This is a genomic window from Streptomyces sp. WAC 06738, from assembly GCF_003945505.1.
Lineage (GTDB): Bacteria > Actinomycetota > Actinomycetes > Streptomycetales > Streptomycetaceae > Streptomyces.
The window spans coordinates 3,415,032-3,435,943 of record NZ_CP029618.1; the positions used below are offsets into that span (position 1 = coordinate 3,415,032).

Below are 20,912 nucleotides of genomic sequence, written 5' to 3' on the forward strand. Positions count from 1 at the left end.
TGGAACGACCGTAGACAGCCGGATGCAGCGGTGGGTCAGAAAGAGCGAGACAGATCGGCAGATAGTCAAGGTTGACTGCGACACGCGATCAGATGGTTCAGATAGACCGAGACTGGGTCACCTTCAGCGAGACACGTCAGCGGGACTCGCGATAGTGTCGCGATATGTGGTGTGCGACACACTTGCAAGCAAAGCGCTTGCAATAGTTAGCACGGGTGCGGCAGCATCGAAGTATGGGTTCGATACACGTCGGCAATCTCGGGGAGTTCCTGCGGGAGCAGCGGCGCAGTGCGCGGCTCAGTCTGCGGCAGCTTGCCGATGCCGCCGGGGTGTCGAATCCGTACCTCAGTCAGATCGAGCGCGGGCTGCGCAAGCCCAGCGCCGAGATTCTGCAGCAGCTCGCGAAGGCGCTGCGGATCTCCGCCGAGACGCTGTATGTGCAGGCGGGGATTCTGGACGAGCGCCGGGGTGACGGGGCCGACGGGATGGCGGTGCACACCGCGATACTCACCGATCCCGCGATCAGCGAGCGGCAGAAGCAGGTGCTGCTGCAGATCTACGACTCCTTCCGCAAGGAGAACGCGCGCGAGGACGCGGGCGGCGGCGTGGAGGAGGGACAGATGGAAGGGGATGCCCCGCGGCCGGGTGGCGGGCGGGGTGAGGGCGACGCGAGGCCCGCCAGTGACCGGAGGAGAAAACCATGACCGTGACCGACGACGTACGCAAGACGCTCAGCGACCCCACGCCCCTCTACGCCGTCGCGGGTACCGCCGATCTGGCGCTGGAGAAGCTGCGGGAGGTGCCCGCGCTGGTGGAGCGGCTGCGGGCCGAGGCGCCCGAGCGGCTCTCCGCGGTGCGCGAGACCGACCCGCGTGAGGTGCAGGAGCGGGTGTCGAAGCAGGCCAAGGAGGCGCAGGCGAAGGTCGCCGAGCGGCTCGGCGAGCTGGACACCGACATCAAGAAGCTGCGCGAGACGGCGCAGGACCTCGCCCTTCAGGGCGTCGGCCGCGCCGCCGAGTACGCGGTGAAGGCCCGCGAGACCTACGACGAGCTGGCCGAGCGCGGCCGCGGTGCCGTCGCGGAGTGGCGGGGCGAGACCGCCGACGCGGTGCAGGTGACCACCGAGATCATCCGGCCCGGTGGCGAGAAGACCACCGCCGGGGAGGGCGTCGCCGACAAGGGTGCCGACGAGGACGCCGCCGCTGACGGCGCTCCCGCCGCCGGCAAGCCCGCCGCGAAGAAGGCCGCCGCCAAGAAGGCCGCCCCCCGCAAGCGCGCCCCCCGGGCCGGCGCCAACGGCACGGCGAAGAAGTCCGCCGCCAAGAAGAACACCCCCAAGGCGGACTCCTGAGCTTCGCGCCCCGGGCACCCCTCGCGTGCCCGGGGCGTTATCCGGGTACGGTGTCTGCGCCGGATCCCTGAACACTGAGTCGGACTAATAGGCGGTGGACCGCGTGCTCATCTCTGGCTTCTACTCGTTGCTCGGGCTGCTCAGCCTGGCCTTGACGGTGTTCGCCGGGGCGGCCCTGATCCTGGCGGCCCTGGCCCGCGAGGACGCGTACCGCGCCGCCGACAAGAACACCAAGCAGTTCTGGCTGATCATCCTCGGCGTCGGCTTCGCCGTGATGGTCATCTTCCCGATCATGTCGTTCCTGCCGATCATCGCGCTGATCGCGGCCATCGTCTTCATGGTGGACGTGCGGCCCGCGCTGAAGCAGGTCGGCGGCGGGCGGCGGCGCGGGGGCAGCAGCTCCGACGGGCCCTACGGCCCGTTCAACGGGCGCTGACCCGCGCGTCCGCGCTCACGACATCCGGTCCCCGGGTCCGCAAGGGCCCGGGGGCCGATCCAGTAGCAGCACCGCCACGTCGTCGGTGAGGTCGCCGCCGTTGAGCGCCCGCGCCTCGGTGACCGCGCCGTGGAGCAGATCGTCGCCGGCCAGGCCCTGGTCGAGCAGCCTGCCGACCAGCGCGAGCATGCCGTCCTGGCCCAGCCGGCCGCGGCCAGGACCCGTACGGCCCTCGATGAGGCCGTCGGTGTAGAGCATCAGGCTCCAGGCCCCGCCCAGCTCCACCTGCTGACGCGGCCAGCGGGCGCGCGGCAGCAGGCCGAGCGCCGGGCCGCCCAGCTCCTGCGGCATCAGCCGCGGCCGGCCGCCCGGGACGGCGACCAGCGGCGCCGGGTGGCCCGCCAGGTAGAGACCGGCGCGCCGGGCATCCGGGGAGACGTCGACGGTGCACATCGTGGCGAATATCTCGTCGTCCGCCCGCTCGTTCTCCAGCACCTGCTGGAGCGTGGCCAGCAGTTCGTCGCCGACCAGGCCGGCGAACGTCAGCGCCCGCCAGGCGATGCGCAGCTCCACGCCGAGCGCGGCCTCGTCCGGGCCGTGGCCGCAGACGTCGCCGATCATGGCGTGCACCGCGCCGTCGGGGGTGCGCACCGCGTCGTAGAAGTCGCCGCCGAGCAGCGCGCGGGTGGGGGTGGCGCCGGCGGCGGGCGGCGGCAGGCCGGGGCGGTAGCAGGCGGCGAAGCCGAGGCCGGAGCCGGCGAGCAGCGGCGTCGGCAGCAGCCCGCGCTCCAGCCGGGCGTTCTCCTGCGCCCGCAGCCGCGAGGCCGTCAGCCGGCTCTGCGCCAGGTCGGCGCGCTTGCGCTCGACCGCGTACCGGATGGCGCGGCCGAGCACCCGGCCGTCCAGCTCGCCGCGGAAGAGGTAGTCCTGCGCGCCGACGCGTACGGCCTCGGCGGCCAGCTCGACGTCGTCCTCGTCGGTGAGCGTGAGCACCGCGTGCAGCGGCGCCATGGCCAGCACCTCGCGCAGCGCCTCCAGCTCGTCGCCCTCCTCGGCCGGTTCGCCCTCGTCCGCGGCAGCCGCCTCACCGGTCACGCTGAGGTCCAGGAGGATGCAGTGCACGTCGGGGCCGAGCAGCCGCTCCGCCTCGGTGAGGTTGCGCGCCGTACGCACCCGGATCCGCTCGCCGTGGCGGCCGGCGCCCGCCTGCTCCAGCATCCGCGCGATGCCGGGACCGCTGCCCGGCTCCGCCTCTATCAGCAGCAGCGTCAGCGCCTCCGGCACCGCCCGCTGGCGCCCGTGCGGCTGCCCGGGCACCGGGCCGTGGCCCGAGCGCTGCGCCGGCAACGGCGCGTGCGGCTGCGGCGACGGCGCGTGCGCGGCCGGCGGCAGCAGGTGCCGCCGCCGCGTCGCGGCCTGCGTCTCGGCCACCCCGGCACCTGCGGCGGACTGGTCAGGTCCGCCGGACGATCCGGAGGCCGGGGAACGCCCGGGTACGGGCATCGCTCTTCCTTCCCTCCCCCCGAGGGTGACGGCCGGGCGCGAGTGCGCTCGCGGCCGTGAGCGGCGGCTCGTGCCGTTCCTCCGGCAAAACCGCCAAGGAGGGACCCTAGCGTGATCACCCGCCGGCAGGAACGGGCGACGCGGCCCGGAAGACGGCCGCTCCCCCGGTCCTTTGCCCTGCTCGGAGCACCCGCGCCGGGCCCTCCCGCCCCGAATCCGTCAGGTCGGTCACATGACGCAGATCACGCGTCGGGACGCACCACGGCCTTGATCGGCATGCTGCCCGCGCCCGCGACGGTCACCTGCCGGCCGGGCCGCGGCGCGTGCACGATGGCGCCGTCACCGACATATATGCCGACGTGGCTGGCGTCGGAGTGATAAATGATGAGGTCGCCCGGGCGCATCTCGCTCACGTCGATCCGCGCCAGCCCCGCCAGCTGGGTCTGCGAGGTCCGCGGGATCCCCACACCCGCCGCCTCCCAGGCGCGCATCGTCAGCCCCGAGCAGTCGAACGTGTCCGGCCCCTCCGCGCCCCACACGTAGTCCTTGCCGAGCTGGTCCGTCGCGTACGCGATGGCCTTCCGGCCGGCGGGCGTCGCCTCGGCGTCGATCTCGTCGAGGATCCCGGAGTCCAGCCAGCGCGCCTGCGCCTCGCGGGCACGCTGCCGCTCCAGCCGGCGCAGCCGCTCCCGCTCCTCGGCCTTGAGCTTCTTCTCCAGCTCCTTCGCCTCGGCGAGGCGCTCCTCTATCCGCTCCTTCGCCCCGGCCTTGGCCTCGCGGCTGCGCTCCAGCCGCTCGTACGTCCCGGCGGCCTTCTTCGCATAGCGGTCCAGCCGCTGCTGCGTGCCGGTCACCTCGGTGATCAGCCGCCGCTGCGCGTGCTGCCCCTTGCGGGCCAGCCGCAGGTCGTCGACGAACTCCTCCGGATCGTCGCTGAGCAGCAACTGCGCCTCCATCGGCACCCCGCCGCCGCGATACTGCGCCCGGGCGAGCGCGCCCGCCTCGTCCTTCAGCCCGGCCAGCCGCTCGCTCGCGTCGGCCACGGCCTCGTCGAGCCGCTCGACCTCCTTGCGCTGCTTCTTCGCCTTCTCCTCCGCGTCGTTGTACGCGTCGGTGGCGGCCTCCGCCTCGCGGTACAGCCGCTCCACGCGGGCGTGCACCTCCTCGACCGTCGGCTTCGGCTCCGCCTCGGCGGCCGGCCCGGTCAGCGGCACGAACAGCGCCAGCAGGCCGGTCAAAGCCAGGACGATGCCCCTGCGCCGGCGCGCTCCGGCCGCCCGCGCCTCCCCGATTCCGCGCATGCGTCTCCCCCACTCCCCCGATCGTGGTCCGCGGGCCCCTCCTTCCGGCGGGCCCGTCCCGGGGCTCTGGCCAGCCCCGCGCGATCACATGCCTCGGATGCTGCCATATCCGCCGCAACTCCCGCAGCCCTCATCCACAGACCTGTGGATAACCGGATGAGGACTTGCAACACGGCTGGGACACGGGGTGGTTCGGGGAGGTGCCGGGGGGGTTCGAGTGGTTCTGGAGGTTCGGGGGATTTCGGGGGCTCCGGGGGGCGTTCGGGGCCGCGGAGGGATCGGAGGGTTCAGGGGCTCCCGGGGGTTGAGAGAGTTCAGGGGGCTCCGGAGGGTTCGGAGGGCCCCCGGAGGTTCCGGAAGGTTCGGAAGTCCCCGGAGGTGCGCACGCGAAGCCGCCCGCCCTCAGCGGCAGCCGCAGCTCGCCACCGCCGCCGCCATCCGGTCCAGCGCGTCCCCCGCCCCCGTGCGGTCCGTCGCGCCCATCGTGAAGAACGCGAACGCCAGCAGCCGCCCGTCCGCGTCCACCACCGTCCCCGCCAGCGAGTTGACCCCCGTCAGCGTCCCCGTCTTCGCCCGCACCACGCCCCGCGCCGCCGCCGTGTCCCCCGCGTCCGAGCCGTCCGCGCCGGCGTCCCCGTACCGGTCCCGCAGCGTGCCGTTGAACCCCGCCACCGGCAGCCCCGTCAGCAGCGGGCGCAGCTCCGGGCGGTCCGGGTCCGCCGCCGTGACCAGCAGCCGGGCCAGCAGGTCCGCCGAGACCCGGTTGTCGCGGCTGATGCCGCTGCCGTCGGCGAACCGCGCCCCGCGCACCGGCAGCCCCAGCTTCTTCAACTGCCCCGCGACCGCCTTCCCCGACCCCGCGAAGCTCGCGTCCCGCCCCGCCGCGATCGCCGTCTGCCGGGCCAGCGCCTCCCCGAGGTCGTTGTCGCTGTACGTCAGCATCCGCTCGGTCAGCTCCGCCAGCGGCGCCGAGTACGTCGCCGCCAGCTCGTCCGCCTTCTCCGGCACCCGCTCGGCCCGCGGCTCGCCCGCGACCCGTACGCCCGCCTCGCGCAGTTCCCCGGCGAAGGCGTCCGCCGCGTCCCGTGCCGGGTCCGTGCCGCGGGGCGCCGGGCCGTGCCAGGAGTCGTCGAGGCGGGCCTCGTTCACCATGAGCGGGGTGACGGGGGCGATGTTCTCGTTCGGCCCGATCTCGTGCAGGACGTCTCCGGCGTACGCGGTGGCGTCGTACCGTACGGCCGCCTTCCGCACGCCGTCCTTCTTCAGCTTCCGCGCCGTGTCCCGCGCCAGCCCCTTCAGCCGCTTCGCGGAGAGCGTGGGGTCGCCGCCGCCGACGAGGAAGACCTCGCCGCCCTCGGCGAGCGAGGCGGTCGGGATGCGGTGGTCCGGGCCGAGGGCGGCGAGGGCGGCGGCGCCGGTGGCCAGCTTGACCGTGGAGGCGGGGACGACGCCGGTGGTCTCGTGTGCGCCGTACAGTTCGCAGCCCGTGGTCACGTCCCACACGGCCGCGGTGGTCGGCGAGCCGAGCGCGGGGTCCTTCAGCAGCGGCGCCAGCTCCTTGGCGAGCCCGGCGCCGGTCGGCCGGGGGGCGGCGACGGGCCTCGTGCCGTCCTGCGGGCCGAGCGGGGTCAGCACCCGCGGAGCGCCCGCGCCGGCGCCCTGCAGGCCGTCTCCGGGGGCGCCTTTGCCAGGTACGCCGTCGGAAGAGCCGTGATCCGCGTCACCTGTACGGCCTCCGGCGGCATCCGCGCGCGCGGCCGTCTCCTTCTCCGCCGTACGCTGACCCGAGTCCCAGGGCCCCGCCGCGGCGATCATGCCGGCGGCGAGGACGCCGCCCAGCGCGCCGGACGCGGCCACCAGCCGCACCGTACGCCGGGTGTGCAGGGGCTGCGCTTCCCACCGCCGGGTCCAGTGCCGTACCCAGCGGGCGGCCTTCCGCCGTGCCACCGCGACCCTGACCCTCACCAGGGACCAGCCCCTTTCGCCACCACCCCGCTGCGTGGGGGACACTTAATCATCTGAACCATGCTGATCTTGAAGGAGAGCCACCCGTGGAGTTCGACGTCACCATCGAGATCCCGAAGGGTTCGCGGAACAAGTACGAAGTCGATCACGAGACGGGCCGGATCCGCCTGGACAGGCGGCTCTTCACCTCGACCAGCTACCCGGCAGACTACGGCTTCATCGAAGGCACGCTCGGAGAGGACGGCGACCCGCTGGACGCGCTGGTCCTTCTGGACGAGCCGACGTTCCCCGGATGCCTCATCGCGTGCCGCACGATCGGCATGTTCCGCATGACCGACGAGGCCGGCGGCGACGACAAGGTGCTGTGCGTGCCGGCGCACGATCCGCGGGTGGAGCACCTGCGGGACATCCACCACGTGTCGGAGTTCGACCGGCTGGAGATCCAGCACTTCTTCGAGGTGTACAAGGACCTGGAGCCCGGCAAGTCCGTGGAGGGCGCCAGTTGGGTGGGCCGGCAGGACGCGGAGGCGGAGATCGAGGCGTCCAAGAAGCGCCTGGAAGCCTCGGGCGGCCACCACTGACGGGCCACTGACGTACGTCCCACGCCGCCGGCCTCCGCGAGGAGGCCGGCGGCGTGGTCCGGCACGGGGGGGCTGTGCGGGGAGGTACGGCGCGGGAGGTGCCGGCGCGAAAGCCTTGCCGGGGGCGGGCTCCTAAAAGCCTCTGGTGCGTTTGACGCCTCGGCGGGCGGGGGCCGTTTTCTCGCCCGGGCGTTTCATGAAGAGGCGGGCCATCTCGCTGCCCAGGTTCACCCCGATCGCGATCGCCAGCGCCAGCGCGGCGGCGGTCAGCAGCGAGCGCGCGCCCGCGTTCAGGTTGTCCTGGGCGAAGCCCAGCAGGCCGAAGTACGTGGCGCTGCCCGGCAGCAGCGGGCCGATGGCGGCCGTGACGTACGGGAGCGCGGAGATGAACCGGTAGCGCGAGAAGAGCTGGCCGAAGAGCCCGACGAGGCCCGCGGCCAGCGCGGTGGCCAGCACCGCCGATTTGTTCGCCTGGTGGGCGATGACCGCGTAGATCAGCCAGGCGACGCCCCCGTTGAGGGTCACGACGATCACGGTGGAACGCTCCTGCTGGAGCAGGACCGCGAAGGCCAGCGTCAGCAGCATCGCCGCGAGCAGCGAGACGATCGGCCGCTCCTGGCGGTGCAGCGCGGCGTCCGGGCTCAGCTCGGCGCCGAGCTGGACGCCCACGTAGAGCACGATCAGGACCCCGACGACGATGCCGACGACGAGGTAGAGGACTTCGAGCAGGCGGGCGGAGGCGGTGATGTAGTAGCCGGTCAGCCCGTCCTGGACGGCCGCGACCAGGGCCCGTCCGGGGATCAGCGCGAAGAGACCGCCGGTGATGACGGCGGAGGACTGGGCCTCGACGGCGGCGATGTTGAGCGTGACGCCGACCGCCGCGGGGGCCATCGCGGCGGCCACGAACTGGTAGAACTCCGGCAGCCCGCGCCCCGCCGCCAGCCACGCGAGCCGGTCGCCGAGCATGGCGCCGATCGCCGCCGCGCAGAACACCAGCGGCCCGCCGCCCACCAGCGTCGCCGCCGCGCCCGACAGGCCGCCGCTGGCGACGGTGAGGGCCCACTTGGAATACGGGTGCCGGTTGCGCCGGATCTCGGCCAGGCCGCGGTACGCCTCCTCCAGGCTCACAGCAGCCGCCTCGTCCACGATGGCGTCGACGAGGCGGTAGACGGCAGAGAGCCGGTTGTAGTCCGTGCCGCGGCGGCGCACCGTGCGGCTGAGCGTCACCGGATCGTCGACCAGGGACGGCTGGTACGTGACCGTCAGGAGGGTGAACGTGACCGTCGGCTCGCAGCGGTCCAGGCCGAAGGCGTGGGCGATGGCGAACATCGCGGCCTCGACGTCCTCCGCGCCCTCGCCGCCGGCGAGCAGCAGTTCGCCGATGCGCAGGGTGAGGTCGAGGACGCGAGGGACCGGCAGCGCGGTCTCCTCGGTGGGCGACAGCGTCCGTTCGGGCGTGGGGCGTTCCGTCATGGGCGTACGGAGCATGACACGCATCCGGTCCTGCCACGGCGTGGATCGCGACAGAGGACCCGTAGCGGGTGGGGGTGGCGGGGCGACCCCGGCGGCGGCCGCGGGGCCGCCGCTCGGGGGCCGGAAGCCGGAGTGGCCGTTGCCGTGGTCCTCGGCCGCGTGCTCGCCGACGCCCGCCGGCAGGGCGAACTCCGAGGTCGTCTGCCCGTCTTCGGGCGGCGGGGGGAGGGGCACGCCGAAGGGCGGCGTGAACGCGCTGTGCGCCTCGTCGGACTGCGGCTTCTCTTCACCGTTATCCGGTTCGGGCTCCTGACCCACTGGACCATCACCCCCCGCGGACGTGCCGAAAGGTTTACGCCCGCGAGCATAAGTCGGCCGCATGAAGAACGCCCCCGGGGGTCGGAAGGGTACGGAGGCACGGCGGCACATCGGATCAAGTCGTACGAACGGGGCGCCACTGGTGTGCAGCGGGGGCGCCACCCGCGGCGAGAGCGCCGTCGCCCACGCCCGCGGGCGCCACCCGCCACCCGCTCGTACGCGCCCTCAGCGCCCCAGGCCCCGGTACCTCCGCACCGCCAGCGGGAAGAAGACCGCGAGCAGCACCAGCGGCCACACCACCGCCAGCAGCACCGGGTGCTGCGCCGCCCACGAGCCGCCGGTCCAGCCGGGGTTGCCGAAGAGCTCGCGGATCGCGCCCGCCGTCGCCGACATCGGGTTCCACTCCGCGACGGCGCCCAGCCAGCCCGGCATCGTCTCCGGCGAGGTGAACGCGCTGGACAGGAACGCCACCGGCCACACCAGGATCTGCACGGCCTGCACCATCTCCGGCCTGCCCGCCACCAGACCGAGGAAGATCCCGGCCCACAGCATCGCGAACCGCAGGAGCAGCAGCAGCCCGAACGCGGCCAGCGCCTCCGCCCACGTACCGTGCCAGCGCCAGCCGACCGCGAGCCCCGCGCCGGCCATCACGGCAAGGCCGGCGGCGGACTCGGCCATGTCGGTGAGCGCGCGGCCGACGAGGACCGCGGACGGGGCCATCGGCATGGTCCGGAAGCGGTCGACGACGCCCTTGCCGAGGTCGGAGGTGAGGGAGACCATCGTGGCCTCCAGCCCGAAGGACATGGAGAGGGCGAACATGCCGGGCACCAGGTACTCGCGGTAGCTGCCGCCGCCGCCGACGGCCATGCCGCCGCCGAGCAGGTAGGTGAAGACCACCAGCATCATCACCGGGAAGGCCAGGTTCACGGCGACCAGGGCCGGCCGGCGGGCCCAGTGCGCGAGGCCGCGGCCGGTCATCGTCAGCCCGTCCGCGACCGCCCACTTCAGCCGCGCGCCCGCGGTGCGGGCGGGCGGCGGGACGGCGAGGGGGGTGGTGGCGGTCATACGGTGCTCCCTTCCGCTACGGTGCCCGCCGGGCCGGCGGCGGCGCCGTCCGCCCGGTCCCGGCCCGGCTCCCGGTCCTCGTCCGGCTCCCGGTCCTGCTCCGGCCTGCGGCCGGTGAGGTGGAGGAAGACCTCGTCCAGCGTCGGCCGGCGCAGCGACACGTCCTCCGCCGCCACCCCCGCCGCGCCCAGCCCCGCCACGGTCTCGGCCAGCGCCGCCATCCGGTCGGCGACCGGTGCGCTGATCCGCCGGGCGTCCGCGTCGACCTCGATGTCGTCCTCCTCGGCGCGGGCGGCCATGCCGATGACGGCCGCGGCGGCGGTGAGCCGGTCCGCGTCCCGTACGACGACGTCGATGCGGTCCCCGCCGAGCCGGGCCTTCAGCTCGTCGGCCGTGCCCTCGGCGACGGCCCGGCCGTGGTCCACGACCGAGACCCGGTCGGCGAGCTGGTCGGCCTCCTCCAGGTACTGGGTGGTGAGCAGCACGGTGGTGCCGTCGCCGACGAGCGAGCGGACCGCCTGCCACACCTCCGTACGGCCGCGGGGGTCGAGGCCCGTCGTCGGCTCGTCCAGGAAGAGCACCTGCGGCCGCATGAGGAGGCTCGCGGCCAGGTCGAGCCGGCGCCGCATGCCGCCGCTGTACTGCCCGACCGGCTTCTCCCCGGTGCCGTCGAGGCCGAAGCGCGCCAGCAGCTCCGCCGCCCGCCGCCGGGCGCCGGCCCGGCCGAGGTGGTAGAGCCGGCCGAACAGCTCCAGGTTCTGCCGGCCGCTGAGCACCTCGTCGACGGCGGCGTGCTGCCCGAGCAGCCCGATGCGGTAGCGGACCTCGTCCGGCTCCCGTACGGGGTCGTGTCCCGCGACGCGCACGGTGCCGCCGTCGGGGCGCAGCAGGGTGGCCAGGATCCGTACGGCCGTGGTCTTGCCCGCGCCGTTCGGGCCGAGCACGGCGTGCACCGTGCCCGCGGGGACCGCGAGGTCCAGGCCCGCGAGCGCCGCTTTGGCGGCGCCCTTCTTCCCGTAGGTCTTGCGCAGTCCTTCGGCGAGGATCGCCGTCATACGCCTCCTCCGCTCCTCGGGTAGTCAAGTTTGACCACCGGGGCGAAGGTACCCACGGCCCGACCATTAGTCAAACTTGATTAATGGGGGTCCCGGGCGGCCGGCCCCTCCGGGCTCGTCGCCACCCCGGCCCACGGATCGCCCTCGCCGGCCATCACGTACGCGCCGCCCTCCAGCCGCGCGATCAGGGCGCGGGTCCACTCGGCGCCCGCCTCGGCGGTGTGCAGCCAGAGCCGCATGATCTCGCCGATGTGGCCGTAGTCCTCGCCGTCCTGGGGCGAGTAGTGCTGGAGCACCGCGCCGCGCCACTCCTCCATCGCCGCGACGCGCTCCTTGAGCAGCGAAATGGCCTCGGCGCGCGGCAGGTCGACGAGGAAGCCGACGCCCGCCGTGAGGAAGTCGATCTTCTCGTCGTGCCGGCGCAGCGCCTCGCGCAGCAGCCGGAAGTACTCGGAGTCGCCCTCGGCCGTCATCTCGTACTCGGTGCGCGGCGGGCCGCCGGCCGTGCTGGGCGCCACCTCGTGGGCGATCAGCAGACCCTGCTTGGCCATCTGCTTGAGCGCGTGGTAGATCGACCCCGGCTTGACGTTGGACCACTCATGGGCGCCCCAGTACTCCAGGTCGGCCCGGACCTGATAGCCGTGCGCCCGGCCGTGCCGGCGGACGGCCCCCAGGACCAGGAGGCGAGTCGCGGACAAATGGACCCCTTGCCTTCCGCGGAGAAGTGTGACCTCCCAGCGTAGTCAACCTTGACTAGCACGGTGAGAGCGGCCCGCGCGAAGAACGGCACGAGTGCCGGACGCGCCGCGGTGCGCAGGGGCGCACGACGAAGGGCCGGGCTCCCCGCGCGGGAGCCCGGCCCTGCGCCGGTCCGGTGGCGGTACGGGTCAGTGGTGGCCGCCCGCGTACACGCTGCGGCAGAAGGCCGCCATCTGCTCGTCCGACAGGGCCCTGCTCAGGTCCGCCTCGCTGATCATGCCGACGAGCCGGTGCTCCTCGATGACCGGGAGGCGGCGGACCTGGTGCTGCTCCATCGTGCGCAGCACCTCGTCGACCGGGGCGCCGGCCTCGATGTAGACCGGGCGGCCCTCCGCCAGCTCACCGGTCATACAGGTGGTCAGGTCGCGGCCTCTGGCGACGCACTCCACGACGATGTCGCGGTCGGTGATCATGCCTGCGAGCTTGCCGTCCTGGCCGCACACGGGCAGGCAGCCGACGTCCATGGAGCGCATCTTCGCGGCGGCGGTGGCGACGGACTCGGTCGAGTCGATGCACTCGGCGCCTTCGTGCATGAGGTCGCGGGCGGTCCGTGCGGTGGTGGGAGCGGTCATGGCGGTGGGCTCCTGTTCGTGAGTCCTGAGATCCGGAGGGGGTACGGAAGGGGTACCGTCACCGCCATGTTCCGGGCCCCCGTCCGGGTGAGCGACATGGGCTCCGCCGAACGGGTGACGGTCGCGCGCAGGAGGCCGTACGGGCGCTCAGAAGGGGAAGTGCGTCCGGCCGTGCTGTACGGAGATCCACTTCAGCGTGGTGAAGGCGTCGACCGTCGACTCGCCGTTCAGCCGCCCCAGCCCCGAGCACTTCTCGCCGCCGAACGGCACCAGCGGCTCGTCGTGGATCGTGCCGTCGTTGACGTGCACCATCCCCGAGTCGATCCGCCCCGCCAGCCGTACGCCCCGCTCCAGGTCCCGGGTGTGCACCGCGCCGCTCAGCCCGAACGGGGTGTCGTTGACGATCCGTACCGCCTCGTCCTCGCCCGTGAACGGCAGCAGGAACGCGACGGGACCGTAGAACTCCCGCCGCAGCAGCTCGCTGTCCGCCGGCAGCCCGGTGAGCACCGTGGGCTCCACGAGCGTGCCCTCCGTGCGCCCGCGCAGCAGCGCGGTGGCGCCGGCGGCGAGCGCCGCGTCGACCCGGGCGGCGAGGTCGGCCGCCTCGCGGGCACCGATGAGCGGGCCGAGCTGGGTCGCGGGGTCCGACGGGTCGCCGGTCTTCAGCGCGGCGGCCTTGGCGACGAACTTCTCCGCGAACTCCGGCAGCAGCGCCCGGTCCACCAGCACCCGGTTGGCCGCCATGCAGACCTGCCCCTGGTGGGCGAAGCGGCTGAAGACGGCGGCGTCCACCGCGTAGTCGACGTCGGCGTCGTCGAGCACGACGAGGGCCGAGTTGCCGCTCATCTCCAGCACCGTGCGCTTGAAGTGCCGGGCGGCGACGCCCGCGACGTGCCGGCCGGACTCGGTGGAGCCGGTGAAGGAGAGCACGCGCGGCACCGGGTGCTCGAGGAAGGCGTCGCCGATCTCGGAGGTGTCGGTGATGACGACGTTCAGCAGCCCGGGCGGCAGCCCGGCGTCCTGGAGCAGCCAGGCGAGCAACGTGCCGCCGACGACGGGCGAGTAGTCGTGCGGCTTGAGCACCACGGCGTTGCCGAGCGCGAGCGCGGGCGCCACGGACTTCGCGGCCAGGAAGAGCGGGAAGTCGTACGAGCCGATGACGCCGACGACGCCCACGGGCAGCCGGTAGACGCGGTTCTCCTTGCCGGGCGTCGGCGACGGCAGCACCCGGCCCTCGGCGCGCAGCGCGTACGACACGGACTCGCGCAGCACGTCCTTGGTGAGGGCGATCTCGAACGCGGCCTTCAGCCGGGTGCCGCCCAGCTCCGCCACGATCGCGCGGGTGATCTCCTCCTCGCGCTCCTCCACCAGCCGCAGCGCGCGTTCGAAGACCGGCCGCCGCTCGTACGGCGAGCGCTCCGCCCAGGGCCGCTGCGCCCGCTCCGCCGCGCGGTACGCGGCGTCCACCTCGGCGGCGGTCGCGACGGTGACCGCCGCGAGCTGCTCGCCGGTGTACGGGTCGAGATCGATGACGTCCCACGAGCCCGCGCCTGGGCACCACTTGCCGTCGATGTACTGCAGGGCCAGGTCGGAGAAGAGAGACATGAGCGAGGCTGCACCCCCCTGCGCACAGCGGACGGCGGGCACGGCTGTGACCGCTGACCCGCCATCGTACTGGTGCGCGAAAGCGCCCCCGCTACACCTCCCGGATGAGCCTGTGCAGCAACTCCCTTGATTCCGACTCGTCTTGGGCGGCGACGCGCAGCAGGTCCATGGCCTTCGTGTACGTCGCGACGTCCTCCGGCTTGTCCAGGTAGAGGGCGCTCGTCAGATGCTCCACGTACACGACGTCGGAGAGGTCCTCCTCCGGGAAGCTCAGGATCGTGAAGGCGCCGGAGTCGGGGGTGTGGCCGTGCTGCGCCAGCGGGATGATCCGCAGCGACACGTTCGGCATCTCGGAGGCGTCGAGCAGGTGCTGCAACTGCTTGCGCATCACCTGCCGGCCGCCGTACGGGCGGCTGAGCGCGGCCTCGTCGAGCACCGCCCTGAGCTGGGCGGGGTGCTCGGCGTAGAGCCGCTTCTGCCGCTCCAGCCGGGCGCCCACGCGCTTGTCCGCCTCGGCGGGCGAGATGGGCAGCCCGGCGGTCACGACTGCGTGCGCGTAGTCCTCGGTCTGCAGCAGGCCGTGTACGAACTGGACCTCGTACACGTCGATACCGGCGGCGGCCGACTCCAGTCCCACATAGGTGGGGAACCAGCCCGGCAGGACGTCGCTGTAGCTGTGCCACCACCCGGCGGTGTTCGCCTCGCTGACGAGGCCGACGAGGGCGTCGCGCTCGGTCTGATCGGTCACGCCGTACAGCGTGAGCAGGTCCTCCACGTCTCGGCTCTTGAAACTCACCCGGCCCAGCTCCATCCGGCTGATCTTGGATTCCGAGGCCCTGATCGCGTATCCGGCGGCGTCGCGCGAGATCCCCTGTTCTTCCCGCAACCGTCTGAGCTGGGAGCCCAGCAGGATACGGCGCACGACCGATCCGCTTGATCCGTCCACGGCCATCGGAGCCCTCCACCCACCTCGGCGACATGGCACTTACAAAGGACATGGCACTACAAGCGCGCCCCCGGCGCCACCGGCCCATACTGCCACCACTCCGTATCATTGCGTGCCCGAACGGTTACCCAACCGAGAAAATCTTGCCGGGCAATCCCCATGAACCGGTAAGTTGCCAGACATTCCTCGCGCGTGCACGTGCATCTGCCCTTGCATCTGCCAAAGTCATTCGGAACCATGGGCATCCGCACGGTGACGACAGACACGCACGCGACTGGGGAGTGCCGCGCATGGGGACCGAAGCAGCAGCCGTGCTCGCGCCCTTATGGCGAGGGCTGCCCCCGCTGGACTCCGGCGCCGTCGACGGTGCGGCCTCCTGTGCGATATCCGGCAGCCACGAGTCAGTGAGCGGCGCGCGCGCCTTTACGCACACCACGTTGCGGCACTGGGAGCTGAGCGACCTCAGCGACGACGTCGCCCTGGTCGTCTCCGAGCTGGTCACCAACGCGCTCCGGCACGCCCTCACCGGCTGCGAAGGGCAGGACCCGGCGGTGCGGCTGCACCTGATGCGCTGGGCGTCCCGGCTGGTGTGCGCCGTACGCGACCCGAGCACCGCGAGTCCGGTGGCCGGGGTGGCCGACGTGGGCGCCGAGTCGGGGCGCGGGCTCTATCTGGTCGACTCCTTCAGCGACGGCTGGGGCTGGCACCCGCTGGACGGCTCGCTGCGCGGCAAGGTCGTGTGGGCCGTGTTCCACCTGCCGTCGCCGGCGGCGGGCTGACGGCCCGTAGCCCGGCCCACAGCCCTGCCCGCAGCCGGACTCCCCGTACGCCACCCGCCCCCGTACCCGCTGCCGCCCCTGCCCGCTCCCGGGCCCCGGGTACGGACGGAAGCGGCGCGCTGCGGCGCGGCGGGGCCCCGCCGGGGATCGGGTGGACCTACGGGCGTGCCGGAGACGGAACCGCCGTGCGGCGGCGGGTGTTCGCCGTGCCCTGGATACCGGGTGTGATTCTCGCTCCTGGACCGTTCGCGGACGGAAAGGAAGCGATCGCATTCCGTGCGGATCGACGGACGTGCCGCGATCAACGCCTACGTGGGCGATATCTCAGCCGGGATCCGGATGACAGCCGGCCGCGGCGCTAGCCGCCGATGGCGGAAGCGGGCGGTGCAGCCGGGAATAGGGGGGTGTCAGTCAACTATGAGATGGTCGAACTCTCCGTCCTTGACGCCCAGCAGCATCGCCTCTACCTCGGCACGGGTGTAGACGAGGGCGGGTCCTTCGGGAAATCGGGAATTGCGAACGGCTATCTCGCCGCCGGGAAGCCTGGCGAACTCCACACAGGAACCCTGCGAGTTGCTGTGCCGGCTCTTCTGCCAGGCGGCGCCGTGAAGATCTCTGGCCGCAATGCCGTTGTATGCGTGGGCCACAGCGCTTCTCCAAGGTGGTTGCCAGTGTCAACTGTCGGGGATCATAGCTGTGTTGGCGGCTAGGTGCACGCGCAAATGCACGTGCACACAGCGTGCGCGCTTGATTCCGATCAGGCACCCACCAAGGTCATCCCCCGGGGGGTTCAACGCACAAGGCGGTACCGAATAGTTCCCGGCGCGGCCACATTCACGGCCGGATGCTGCTCACCACGTTCGCCGTGGCCTCCAGACCGGACTGGATCGTGGGGGCCACGGTGGTGCCGGAGAGATAGAAGCCGAGGAGCACGCAGACCACCGCGTGCGAGGTCTTCAGGGAACCGCTGCGCAGAAACACCACGGCCAGCACCAAGAGCAGCAGCACGACCGACACCGACACGGCCATCTGATCACCGGTCCCCGGGTTCGCCGTCCACATACGTGGCAGTCTGTCCCACCTGTACCCCCCGTTCCGTGCGAGCCGTGCCCGCCATCCGGGTGATAGCGGGCCCGTCCGGGGCGGGCGGGCGCGCGTCGCGCGCCGCCGGGTGGTGGGCGCGCCCCCGGGCCGTAAGACTTGGCCGTACCGCCCACCGCCCCCTTCGTCGATGGGACGACGATGAAGAAGCAGGAGCTGGCCGACCTCGACGCCCACTGGCGCGCCCTCAACTACATGGCCGCGGGTCAGATCTACCTCACCCGCAACCCGCTGCTCACCGAGCCGCTGACGCCCGCCGACATCAAGCCGCGGCTGCTCGGCCACTGGGGCACCTGCCCGGGCCTCAACCTCGTCTACACCCACCTCAACCGCGTCATCGGCGCCCGCGACCTCGACGCCGTCTGCGTCTGGGGCCCGGGACACGGCGGCCCCGCGGTCTACGCCGGCGCGTGGCTCGACGGCTCGTACGGCGAGGTGCACCCCGACGTCTCGCGCGACGCCGCCGGGATGGCGCGGCTCTTCCGGCAGTTCTCCTTCCCCGGCGGGACGCCGAGCCACGTCGCGCCCGTGATCCCCGGTTCCTTCCACGAGGGCGGCGAACTGGGCTACTCCCTCGCGCACGCCTACGGCGCCGCCTTCGACAACCCCGGGCTCGTCGCCGCCTGCGTCATCGGCGACGGCGAGGCGGAGACCGGGCCGCTCGCCGGGTCGTGGCACGCGAACAAGTTCCTCGACCCCGCGTACGACGGCGCCGTGCTGCCCATCCTGCACCTCAACGGCTACAAGATCGCCGGCCCTACCGTGCTCTCCCGCATCCCGGAACGCGAGCTGGACGAGCTGCTGCGCGGCTACGGCCACGAGCCCCTGCACGTGAGCGGGGATGACCCCACGCGCGTCCATCGCGACATGGCCGACGCGATGGACACGGCCCTCGACCGGATCGCCGAGTTCCAGCAGGCCGCCCGCGCCCGCGGCGGGCTGCGCGGGCGCCCCCGCTGGCCGGCGATCGTGCTGCGCACCCCCAAGGGCTGGACCGGACCCGAGGACGTCGACGGCACCCCCGTCGAGGGCACCTGGCGCTCCCACCAGGTGCCGCTGCCCGAGGTGCGCGAGAACCCCGAGCACCTGGCGGAGCTGGAGCGGTGGCTGCGCAGTTACGAACCGGAGAAGCTCTTCGGCGCCGACGGCCGGCCGCGCCCGCAAGTGCTCGCCTGCGTGCCGCACGGCGACCGCCGCCTCGGCGCCAACCCGCACGCCAACGGCGGCCGGCTGCTGCGCGCGCTGCCGCTGCCGGGGCCCGAGACGTACGCCGTCGCCGTCGACCGGCCCGGCGGCCGGATGCACGAGCCGACCCGGGTGCTCGGCGCCATGCTGCGGCAGGTGATGGCGGACACCGCGGAGCGCCGCGACTTCCGCGTCTTCGGCCCGGACGAGACCGCGTCCAACAGGCTCCAGGAGCTGTTCGAGGTCACGGACCGGGCGTGGCAGGCGGAGACGGAGCGGACCGACGAGCACCACGGGCCGCACGGCCGGGTCATGGAGGTGCTCTCCGAGCACCTGTGCCAGGGCTGGCTGGAGGGGTACGTCCTCACCGGCAGGCACGGGCTGTTCTCGTCGTACGAGGCGTTCGCGCACATCGTCGCGAGCATGGCCGCGCAGCACATCAAGTGGATCCAGACCGCGCACGAGGAGCCCTGGCGGGCGCCGGTCGCCGGGCTCAACTACCTGCTCACCTCGCACGTCTGGCGGCAGGACCACAACGGCTTCAGCCACCAGGACCCCGGCTTCGTCGACCACATCCTCAACAAGAGCCCCGGCGTCGTACGGGTCTACCTGCCGCCGGACGCCAACACCCTGCTGTGCGTGGCCGACCACGTGCTGCGCACCCGCGACGTCGTCAACGTCGTCGTCGCCGGCAAGCAGCCGTCGTTCGACTGGCTGACGCTGGAGCAGGCCCGCGCGCACTGCCTGCGCGGCGTCGGCATCTGGGAGTGGGCCGGCACCGAACGCCCCGGCGAGGCGCCGGACGTGGTGCTGGCGTGCGCCGGGGACGTGCCGACGCAGGAGGTGCTGGCCGCGGCGGCGCTGCTGCGCGAGCATCTGCCGGAGGTGGCGGTACGGGTCGTCAACGTCGTCGACATCGCCCGGCTGATGCCGCACGAGGACCATCCGCACGGGATGACGGACCGGGAGTTCGACTCGGTGTTCACCCGCGACACCCCGGTCATCTTCGCGTACCACGGCTATCCGTGGCTGATCCACCGGCTGGCCTACCGGCACGCGGGACACGACCAGTTCCACGTCCGCGGCTACAAGGAGATGGGCACCACGACCACGCCCTTCGACATGGTCGTACGCAACGACCTCGACCGCTACCGGCTGGTGATGGACGTCGTCGACCGCGTCCCCGGCCTGGCGGTGCGGGCGGCGGCGGTGCGGCAGCGGATGGCGGACGTACGCGGCAGGCACCACACCTGGATCCGCGAGCACGGCACGGACCTGCCGGAGGTGGCGGACTGGACCTGGCCGGGCTGAGCCGGGCCGTAGCGGTCCCTGAGGCGGCTCCCGGCCGGGGCGGCGCTTTCCGCCGGACCGGCCGGGAGCCGTCGCGCCCCGGTCAGCCGGCGCCGATCTGCACGTCCTCCAGGATGCCGAGCGCGTCGGGGACGAGCACCGCCGCGGAGAAGTAGGCGCTCACCAGGTACGAGATGATCGCCTTGTCGCTGATCCCCATGAACCGGACGTTCATCCCCGGGCGGATCTCGTCCGGCAGCCCCGTCTGGTGCAGCCCCACCACGCCCTGGTCCGCCTCGCCGAGCCGCATCGCGATCACCGAGCTGGTCCCCTCCTGGGTGACCGGGATCTTGTTGCAGGGCAGCAGCGGGATGCCGCGCCAGTTGTTGACCTCACTGCCCAGGTACTCCGTGCGCGGCGGGTAGATGCCCCGCTTGTTCCACTCCCGGCCGATGGCCGCGATCGCCCGCGGGTGCGCCAGCAGTACGTGCGTCTGCCGGCGGCGGGAGATCAGCTCGTCCAGGTCGTCGGGCGTGGGCGGGCCCGAGCGGGGGTGGATGCGCTGCTTGAGGTCGGCGTTGTGCAGCAGGCCGAACGAGCGGTTGTTGATCAGCTCGTGCTCCTGGCGCTCGCGCAGCGCCTCGACGGTCAGCCTCAGTTGCTGCTCGACCTGGTTCATCGGGTCGTTGTAGAGATCGGCGACGCGGCTGTGGACGCGCAGCACGGTCTGCGCGACCTCCAGCTCGTACTCCCTGGGCGTCAGCTCGTAGTCCACGAACGTGCCCGGCAGCTCCGCCTCGCCGTGGTGGCCGGAGGCCAGCTCGATCTCGGCCTCGCCCTTGCTGTTCTGCCGCTGCTGCGGGATCGCGCCGAACGCCGCCAGATGCTCGCGCAGCCCCGCCGCCTGCGTCAGCAGATCGTCGAGCGCGGAGCGGGCGAGGACCAGCACCGTGCCGCGGGTCTGGGCCCGCACGGTGAACGGCCAGGTCCCGTCGGCCTCCAGGAGCACCTCCCCGCCGACGTAGTCGCCGTCGGCGAGGACGCCGAGGACGGTCTCGTCCCCGTACTTCCCGGTGCCGATCCGCTCCAGCCGCCCGTGCGCGACCAGCACCACCTGGTCCGCCGCCGACCCCGCGGACACGACCGCGTCCCCCGGCGCGACCTCCCGCTGCTCGAACCGGTCGGCCAGCGCCGACAGCACCTCCTCGTCCTCGTACGCGCGCAACTGCGGCAGCTCGCGCAGCTCCTGCGGGATGACGCGCACCTCGTCGCCGACCGAGGTGAACTCGACCTGTCCGTCGCCGAGCGTGTGGGTGAGGCGCCGGTTCACCCGGTACGCACCACCCTTGACCTCCGTCCACGGCAGCGCCTTGAGCAGCCATCGGGAGGAGATCCCCTGCATCTGCGGGGGCGTCTTGGTGGTGGTCGTGAGGTTCCGCGCGGCGGCGGTGTCGAGGCTGAGCCGGGCGGGGAGTTCGACGGACGCGGACGTTTCTTCTGGCGAGGTCGTCATGCCACCGAAGCTAGGCTTCGGCGCAAAGCGGCAGCAATCGCTCGAAAGAGTAGGAATATCTGTCTTGATTCCTGGATAGGGCTGGCTCTTACCGGAGTATGACGGTGGGCGTGG

At 72.7% G+C, this 20,912-nt stretch carries 19 protein-coding genes; 6 read left to right on the forward strand and 13 right to left on the reverse strand.

Features of this window, described 5'->3' with window-relative positions:
• Positions 1–233 precede the first annotated feature (233 nt).
• From DMB38_RS14615 to DMB38_RS14625, 3 genes are all read left to right on the forward strand, one after another.
• On the forward strand, positions 234–704 hold the full coding sequence (locus tag DMB38_RS14615) for a helix-turn-helix transcriptional regulator (protein ID WP_125935556.1): 471 nt from the start codon (positions 234–236) through the stop codon (positions 702–704).
• Positions 701–1,351, forward strand: a complete 651-nt coding sequence (locus DMB38_RS14620; protein WP_125935557.1) for a hypothetical protein — start codon at positions 701–703, stop codon at positions 1,349–1,351. The genes DMB38_RS14615 and DMB38_RS14620 overlap by 4 nt, the downstream gene beginning before the upstream one ends.
• A 103-nt stretch (positions 1,352–1,454) precedes the next feature.
• Positions 1,455–1,787 (forward strand): DUF2516 family protein, encoded by a 333-nt coding sequence (locus DMB38_RS14625; RefSeq protein WP_047020032.1) that lies wholly within the window; start codon positions 1,455–1,457, stop codon positions 1,785–1,787.
• A 15-nt stretch (positions 1,788–1,802) separates the two neighbouring features.
• Here DMB38_RS14625 and DMB38_RS14630 read toward each other — a convergent pair whose 3' ends face one another.
• From DMB38_RS14630 to dacB, 3 genes are all read right to left on the reverse strand, one after another.
• A complete protein-coding gene (locus DMB38_RS14630; RefSeq protein ID WP_125935558.1) occupies positions 1,803–3,218 on the reverse strand; it encodes a response regulator in 1,416 nt (471 codons plus the stop codon).
• A gap of 314 nt (positions 3,219–3,532) precedes the next feature.
• Positions 3,533–4,591, reverse strand: a complete 1,059-nt coding sequence (locus DMB38_RS14635; RefSeq protein ID WP_125935559.1) for a C40 family peptidase — start codon at positions 4,589–4,591, stop codon at positions 3,533–3,535.
• Between the two features lie 402 nt (positions 4,592–4,993).
• Positions 4,994–6,556, reverse strand: a complete 1,563-nt coding sequence (gene dacB, locus DMB38_RS14640) for a D-alanyl-D-alanine carboxypeptidase/D-alanyl-D-alanine-endopeptidase (protein WP_125935560.1) — start codon at positions 6,554–6,556, stop codon at positions 4,994–4,996.
• Positions 6,557–6,642: 86 nt separating this feature from the next.
• Here dacB and DMB38_RS14645 point away from each other — a divergent pair, with 86 nt between their 5' ends.
• The gene (locus DMB38_RS14645; RefSeq protein ID WP_047016456.1) at positions 6,643–7,137 is read left to right on the forward strand and encodes an inorganic diphosphatase; all 495 of its coding nucleotides are present in this window, start codon (positions 6,643–6,645) and stop codon (positions 7,135–7,137) included.
• Positions 7,138–7,269: 132 nt separating this feature from the next.
• Here DMB38_RS14645 and DMB38_RS14650 read toward each other — a convergent pair whose 3' ends face one another.
• From DMB38_RS14650 to DMB38_RS14680, 7 genes are all read right to left on the reverse strand, one after another.
• A complete protein-coding gene (locus DMB38_RS14650) occupies positions 7,270–8,928 on the reverse strand; it encodes a threonine/serine exporter family protein (protein ID WP_125935561.1) in 1,659 nt (552 codons plus the stop codon).
• Between the two features lie 225 nt (positions 8,929–9,153).
• Positions 9,154–9,993, reverse strand: a complete 840-nt coding sequence (locus tag DMB38_RS14655; protein WP_125935562.1) for an ABC transporter permease — start codon at positions 9,991–9,993, stop codon at positions 9,154–9,156.
• Positions 9,990–11,048 (reverse strand): ATP-binding cassette domain-containing protein, encoded by a 1,059-nt coding sequence (locus DMB38_RS14660; protein ID WP_125935563.1) that lies wholly within the window; start codon positions 11,046–11,048, stop codon positions 9,990–9,992. Before DMB38_RS14660 ends, DMB38_RS14655 begins: the two co-directional genes overlap by 4 nt.
• A gap of 80 nt (positions 11,049–11,128) precedes the next feature.
• Positions 11,129–11,746 carry a PadR family transcriptional regulator gene (locus DMB38_RS14665; RefSeq protein WP_125935564.1) on the reverse strand — a complete coding sequence of 206 codons (618 nt, stop codon included), beginning with the start codon at positions 11,744–11,746 and terminating at the stop codon, positions 11,129–11,131.
• A 189-nt stretch (positions 11,747–11,935) separates the two neighbouring features.
• Complete coding sequence (locus DMB38_RS14670; protein ID WP_125935565.1) at positions 11,936–12,379, reverse strand: CBS domain-containing protein; 444 nt, start codon at positions 12,377–12,379, stop codon at positions 11,936–11,938.
• Between the two features lie 147 nt (positions 12,380–12,526).
• Positions 12,527–13,984, reverse strand: coding sequence for an aldehyde dehydrogenase family protein (locus DMB38_RS14675; protein ID WP_125935566.1), 1,458 nt, complete (start codon positions 13,982–13,984; stop codon positions 12,527–12,529).
• A gap of 91 nt (positions 13,985–14,075) precedes the next feature.
• Positions 14,076–14,936, reverse strand: coding sequence for a helix-turn-helix transcriptional regulator (locus DMB38_RS14680; protein ID WP_125935567.1), 861 nt, complete (start codon positions 14,934–14,936; stop codon positions 14,076–14,078).
• A 284-nt stretch (positions 14,937–15,220) separates the two neighbouring features.
• On the opposite strand from DMB38_RS14680, the gene DMB38_RS14685 reads away from it, so the two are divergent.
• Positions 15,221–15,709 (forward strand): ATP-binding protein, encoded by a 489-nt coding sequence (locus tag DMB38_RS14685; protein WP_125935568.1) that lies wholly within the window; start codon positions 15,221–15,223, stop codon positions 15,707–15,709.
• A 407-nt stretch (positions 15,710–16,116) separates the two neighbouring features.
• Here the strand turns inward: DMB38_RS14685 and DMB38_RS14690 are convergent, their stop codons facing one another.
• The gene (locus tag DMB38_RS14690; protein WP_018835984.1) at positions 16,117–16,356 is read right to left on the reverse strand and encodes a DUF397 domain-containing protein; all 240 of its coding nucleotides are present in this window, start codon (positions 16,354–16,356) and stop codon (positions 16,117–16,119) included.
• A 187-nt stretch (positions 16,357–16,543) separates the two neighbouring features.
• Positions 16,544–16,738 (reverse strand): hypothetical protein, encoded by a 195-nt coding sequence (locus DMB38_RS14695; protein ID WP_027753143.1) that lies wholly within the window; start codon positions 16,736–16,738, stop codon positions 16,544–16,546.
• A gap of 171 nt (positions 16,739–16,909) precedes the next feature.
• Here DMB38_RS14695 and DMB38_RS14700 point away from each other — a divergent pair, with 171 nt between their 5' ends.
• Positions 16,910–19,306, forward strand: coding sequence for a phosphoketolase family protein (locus DMB38_RS14700; protein ID WP_276314959.1), 2,397 nt, complete (start codon positions 16,910–16,912; stop codon positions 19,304–19,306).
• Between the two features lie 82 nt (positions 19,307–19,388).
• Here DMB38_RS14700 and DMB38_RS14705 read toward each other — a convergent pair whose 3' ends face one another.
• A complete protein-coding gene (locus DMB38_RS14705; protein WP_125935570.1) occupies positions 19,389–20,798 on the reverse strand; it encodes a family 2B encapsulin nanocompartment shell protein in 1,410 nt (469 codons plus the stop codon).
• Positions 20,799–20,912: the final 114 nt, after the last annotated feature.

Bases quoted from the DNA above. Each gene is read 5' to 3' on its own strand.
- DMB38_RS14615 (WP_125935556.1), top strand. From the start codon at position 234: ATGGGTTCGATACACGTCGGCAATCTCGGGGAGTTCCTGCGGGAGCAG.
- DMB38_RS14620 (WP_125935557.1), top strand. From the start codon at position 701: ATGACCGTGACCGACGACGTACGCAAGACGCTCAGCGACCCCACGCCC.
- DMB38_RS14635 (WP_125935559.1), bottom strand. From the start codon at position 4,591: ATGCGCGGAATCGGGGAGGCGCGGGCGGCCGGAGCGCGCCGGCGCAGG.
- DMB38_RS14655 (WP_125935562.1), bottom strand. From the start codon at position 9,993: ATGACCGCCACCACCCCCCTCGCCGTCCCGCCGCCCGCCCGCACCGCG.
- DMB38_RS14660 (WP_125935563.1), bottom strand. From the start codon at position 11,048: ATGACGGCGATCCTCGCCGAAGGACTGCGCAAGACCTACGGGAAGAAG.
- DMB38_RS14670 (WP_125935565.1), bottom strand. From the start codon at position 12,379: ATGACCGCTCCCACCACCGCACGGACCGCCCGCGACCTCATGCACGAA.
- DMB38_RS14675 (WP_125935566.1), bottom strand. From the start codon at position 13,984: ATGTCTCTCTTCTCCGACCTGGCCCTGCAGTACATCGACGGCAAGTGG.
- DMB38_RS14680 (WP_125935567.1), bottom strand. From the start codon at position 14,936: ATGGCCGTGGACGGATCAAGCGGATCGGTCGTGCGCCGTATCCTGCTG.
- DMB38_RS14685 (WP_125935568.1), top strand. From the start codon at position 15,221: ATGGGGACCGAAGCAGCAGCCGTGCTCGCGCCCTTATGGCGAGGGCTG.
- DMB38_RS14695 (WP_027753143.1), bottom strand. From the start codon at position 16,738: ATGGCCGTGTCGGTGTCGGTCGTGCTGCTGCTCTTGGTGCTGGCCGTG.
- DMB38_RS14705 (WP_125935570.1), bottom strand. From the start codon at position 20,798: ATGACGACCTCGCCAGAAGAAACGTCCGCGTCCGTCGAACTCCCCGCC.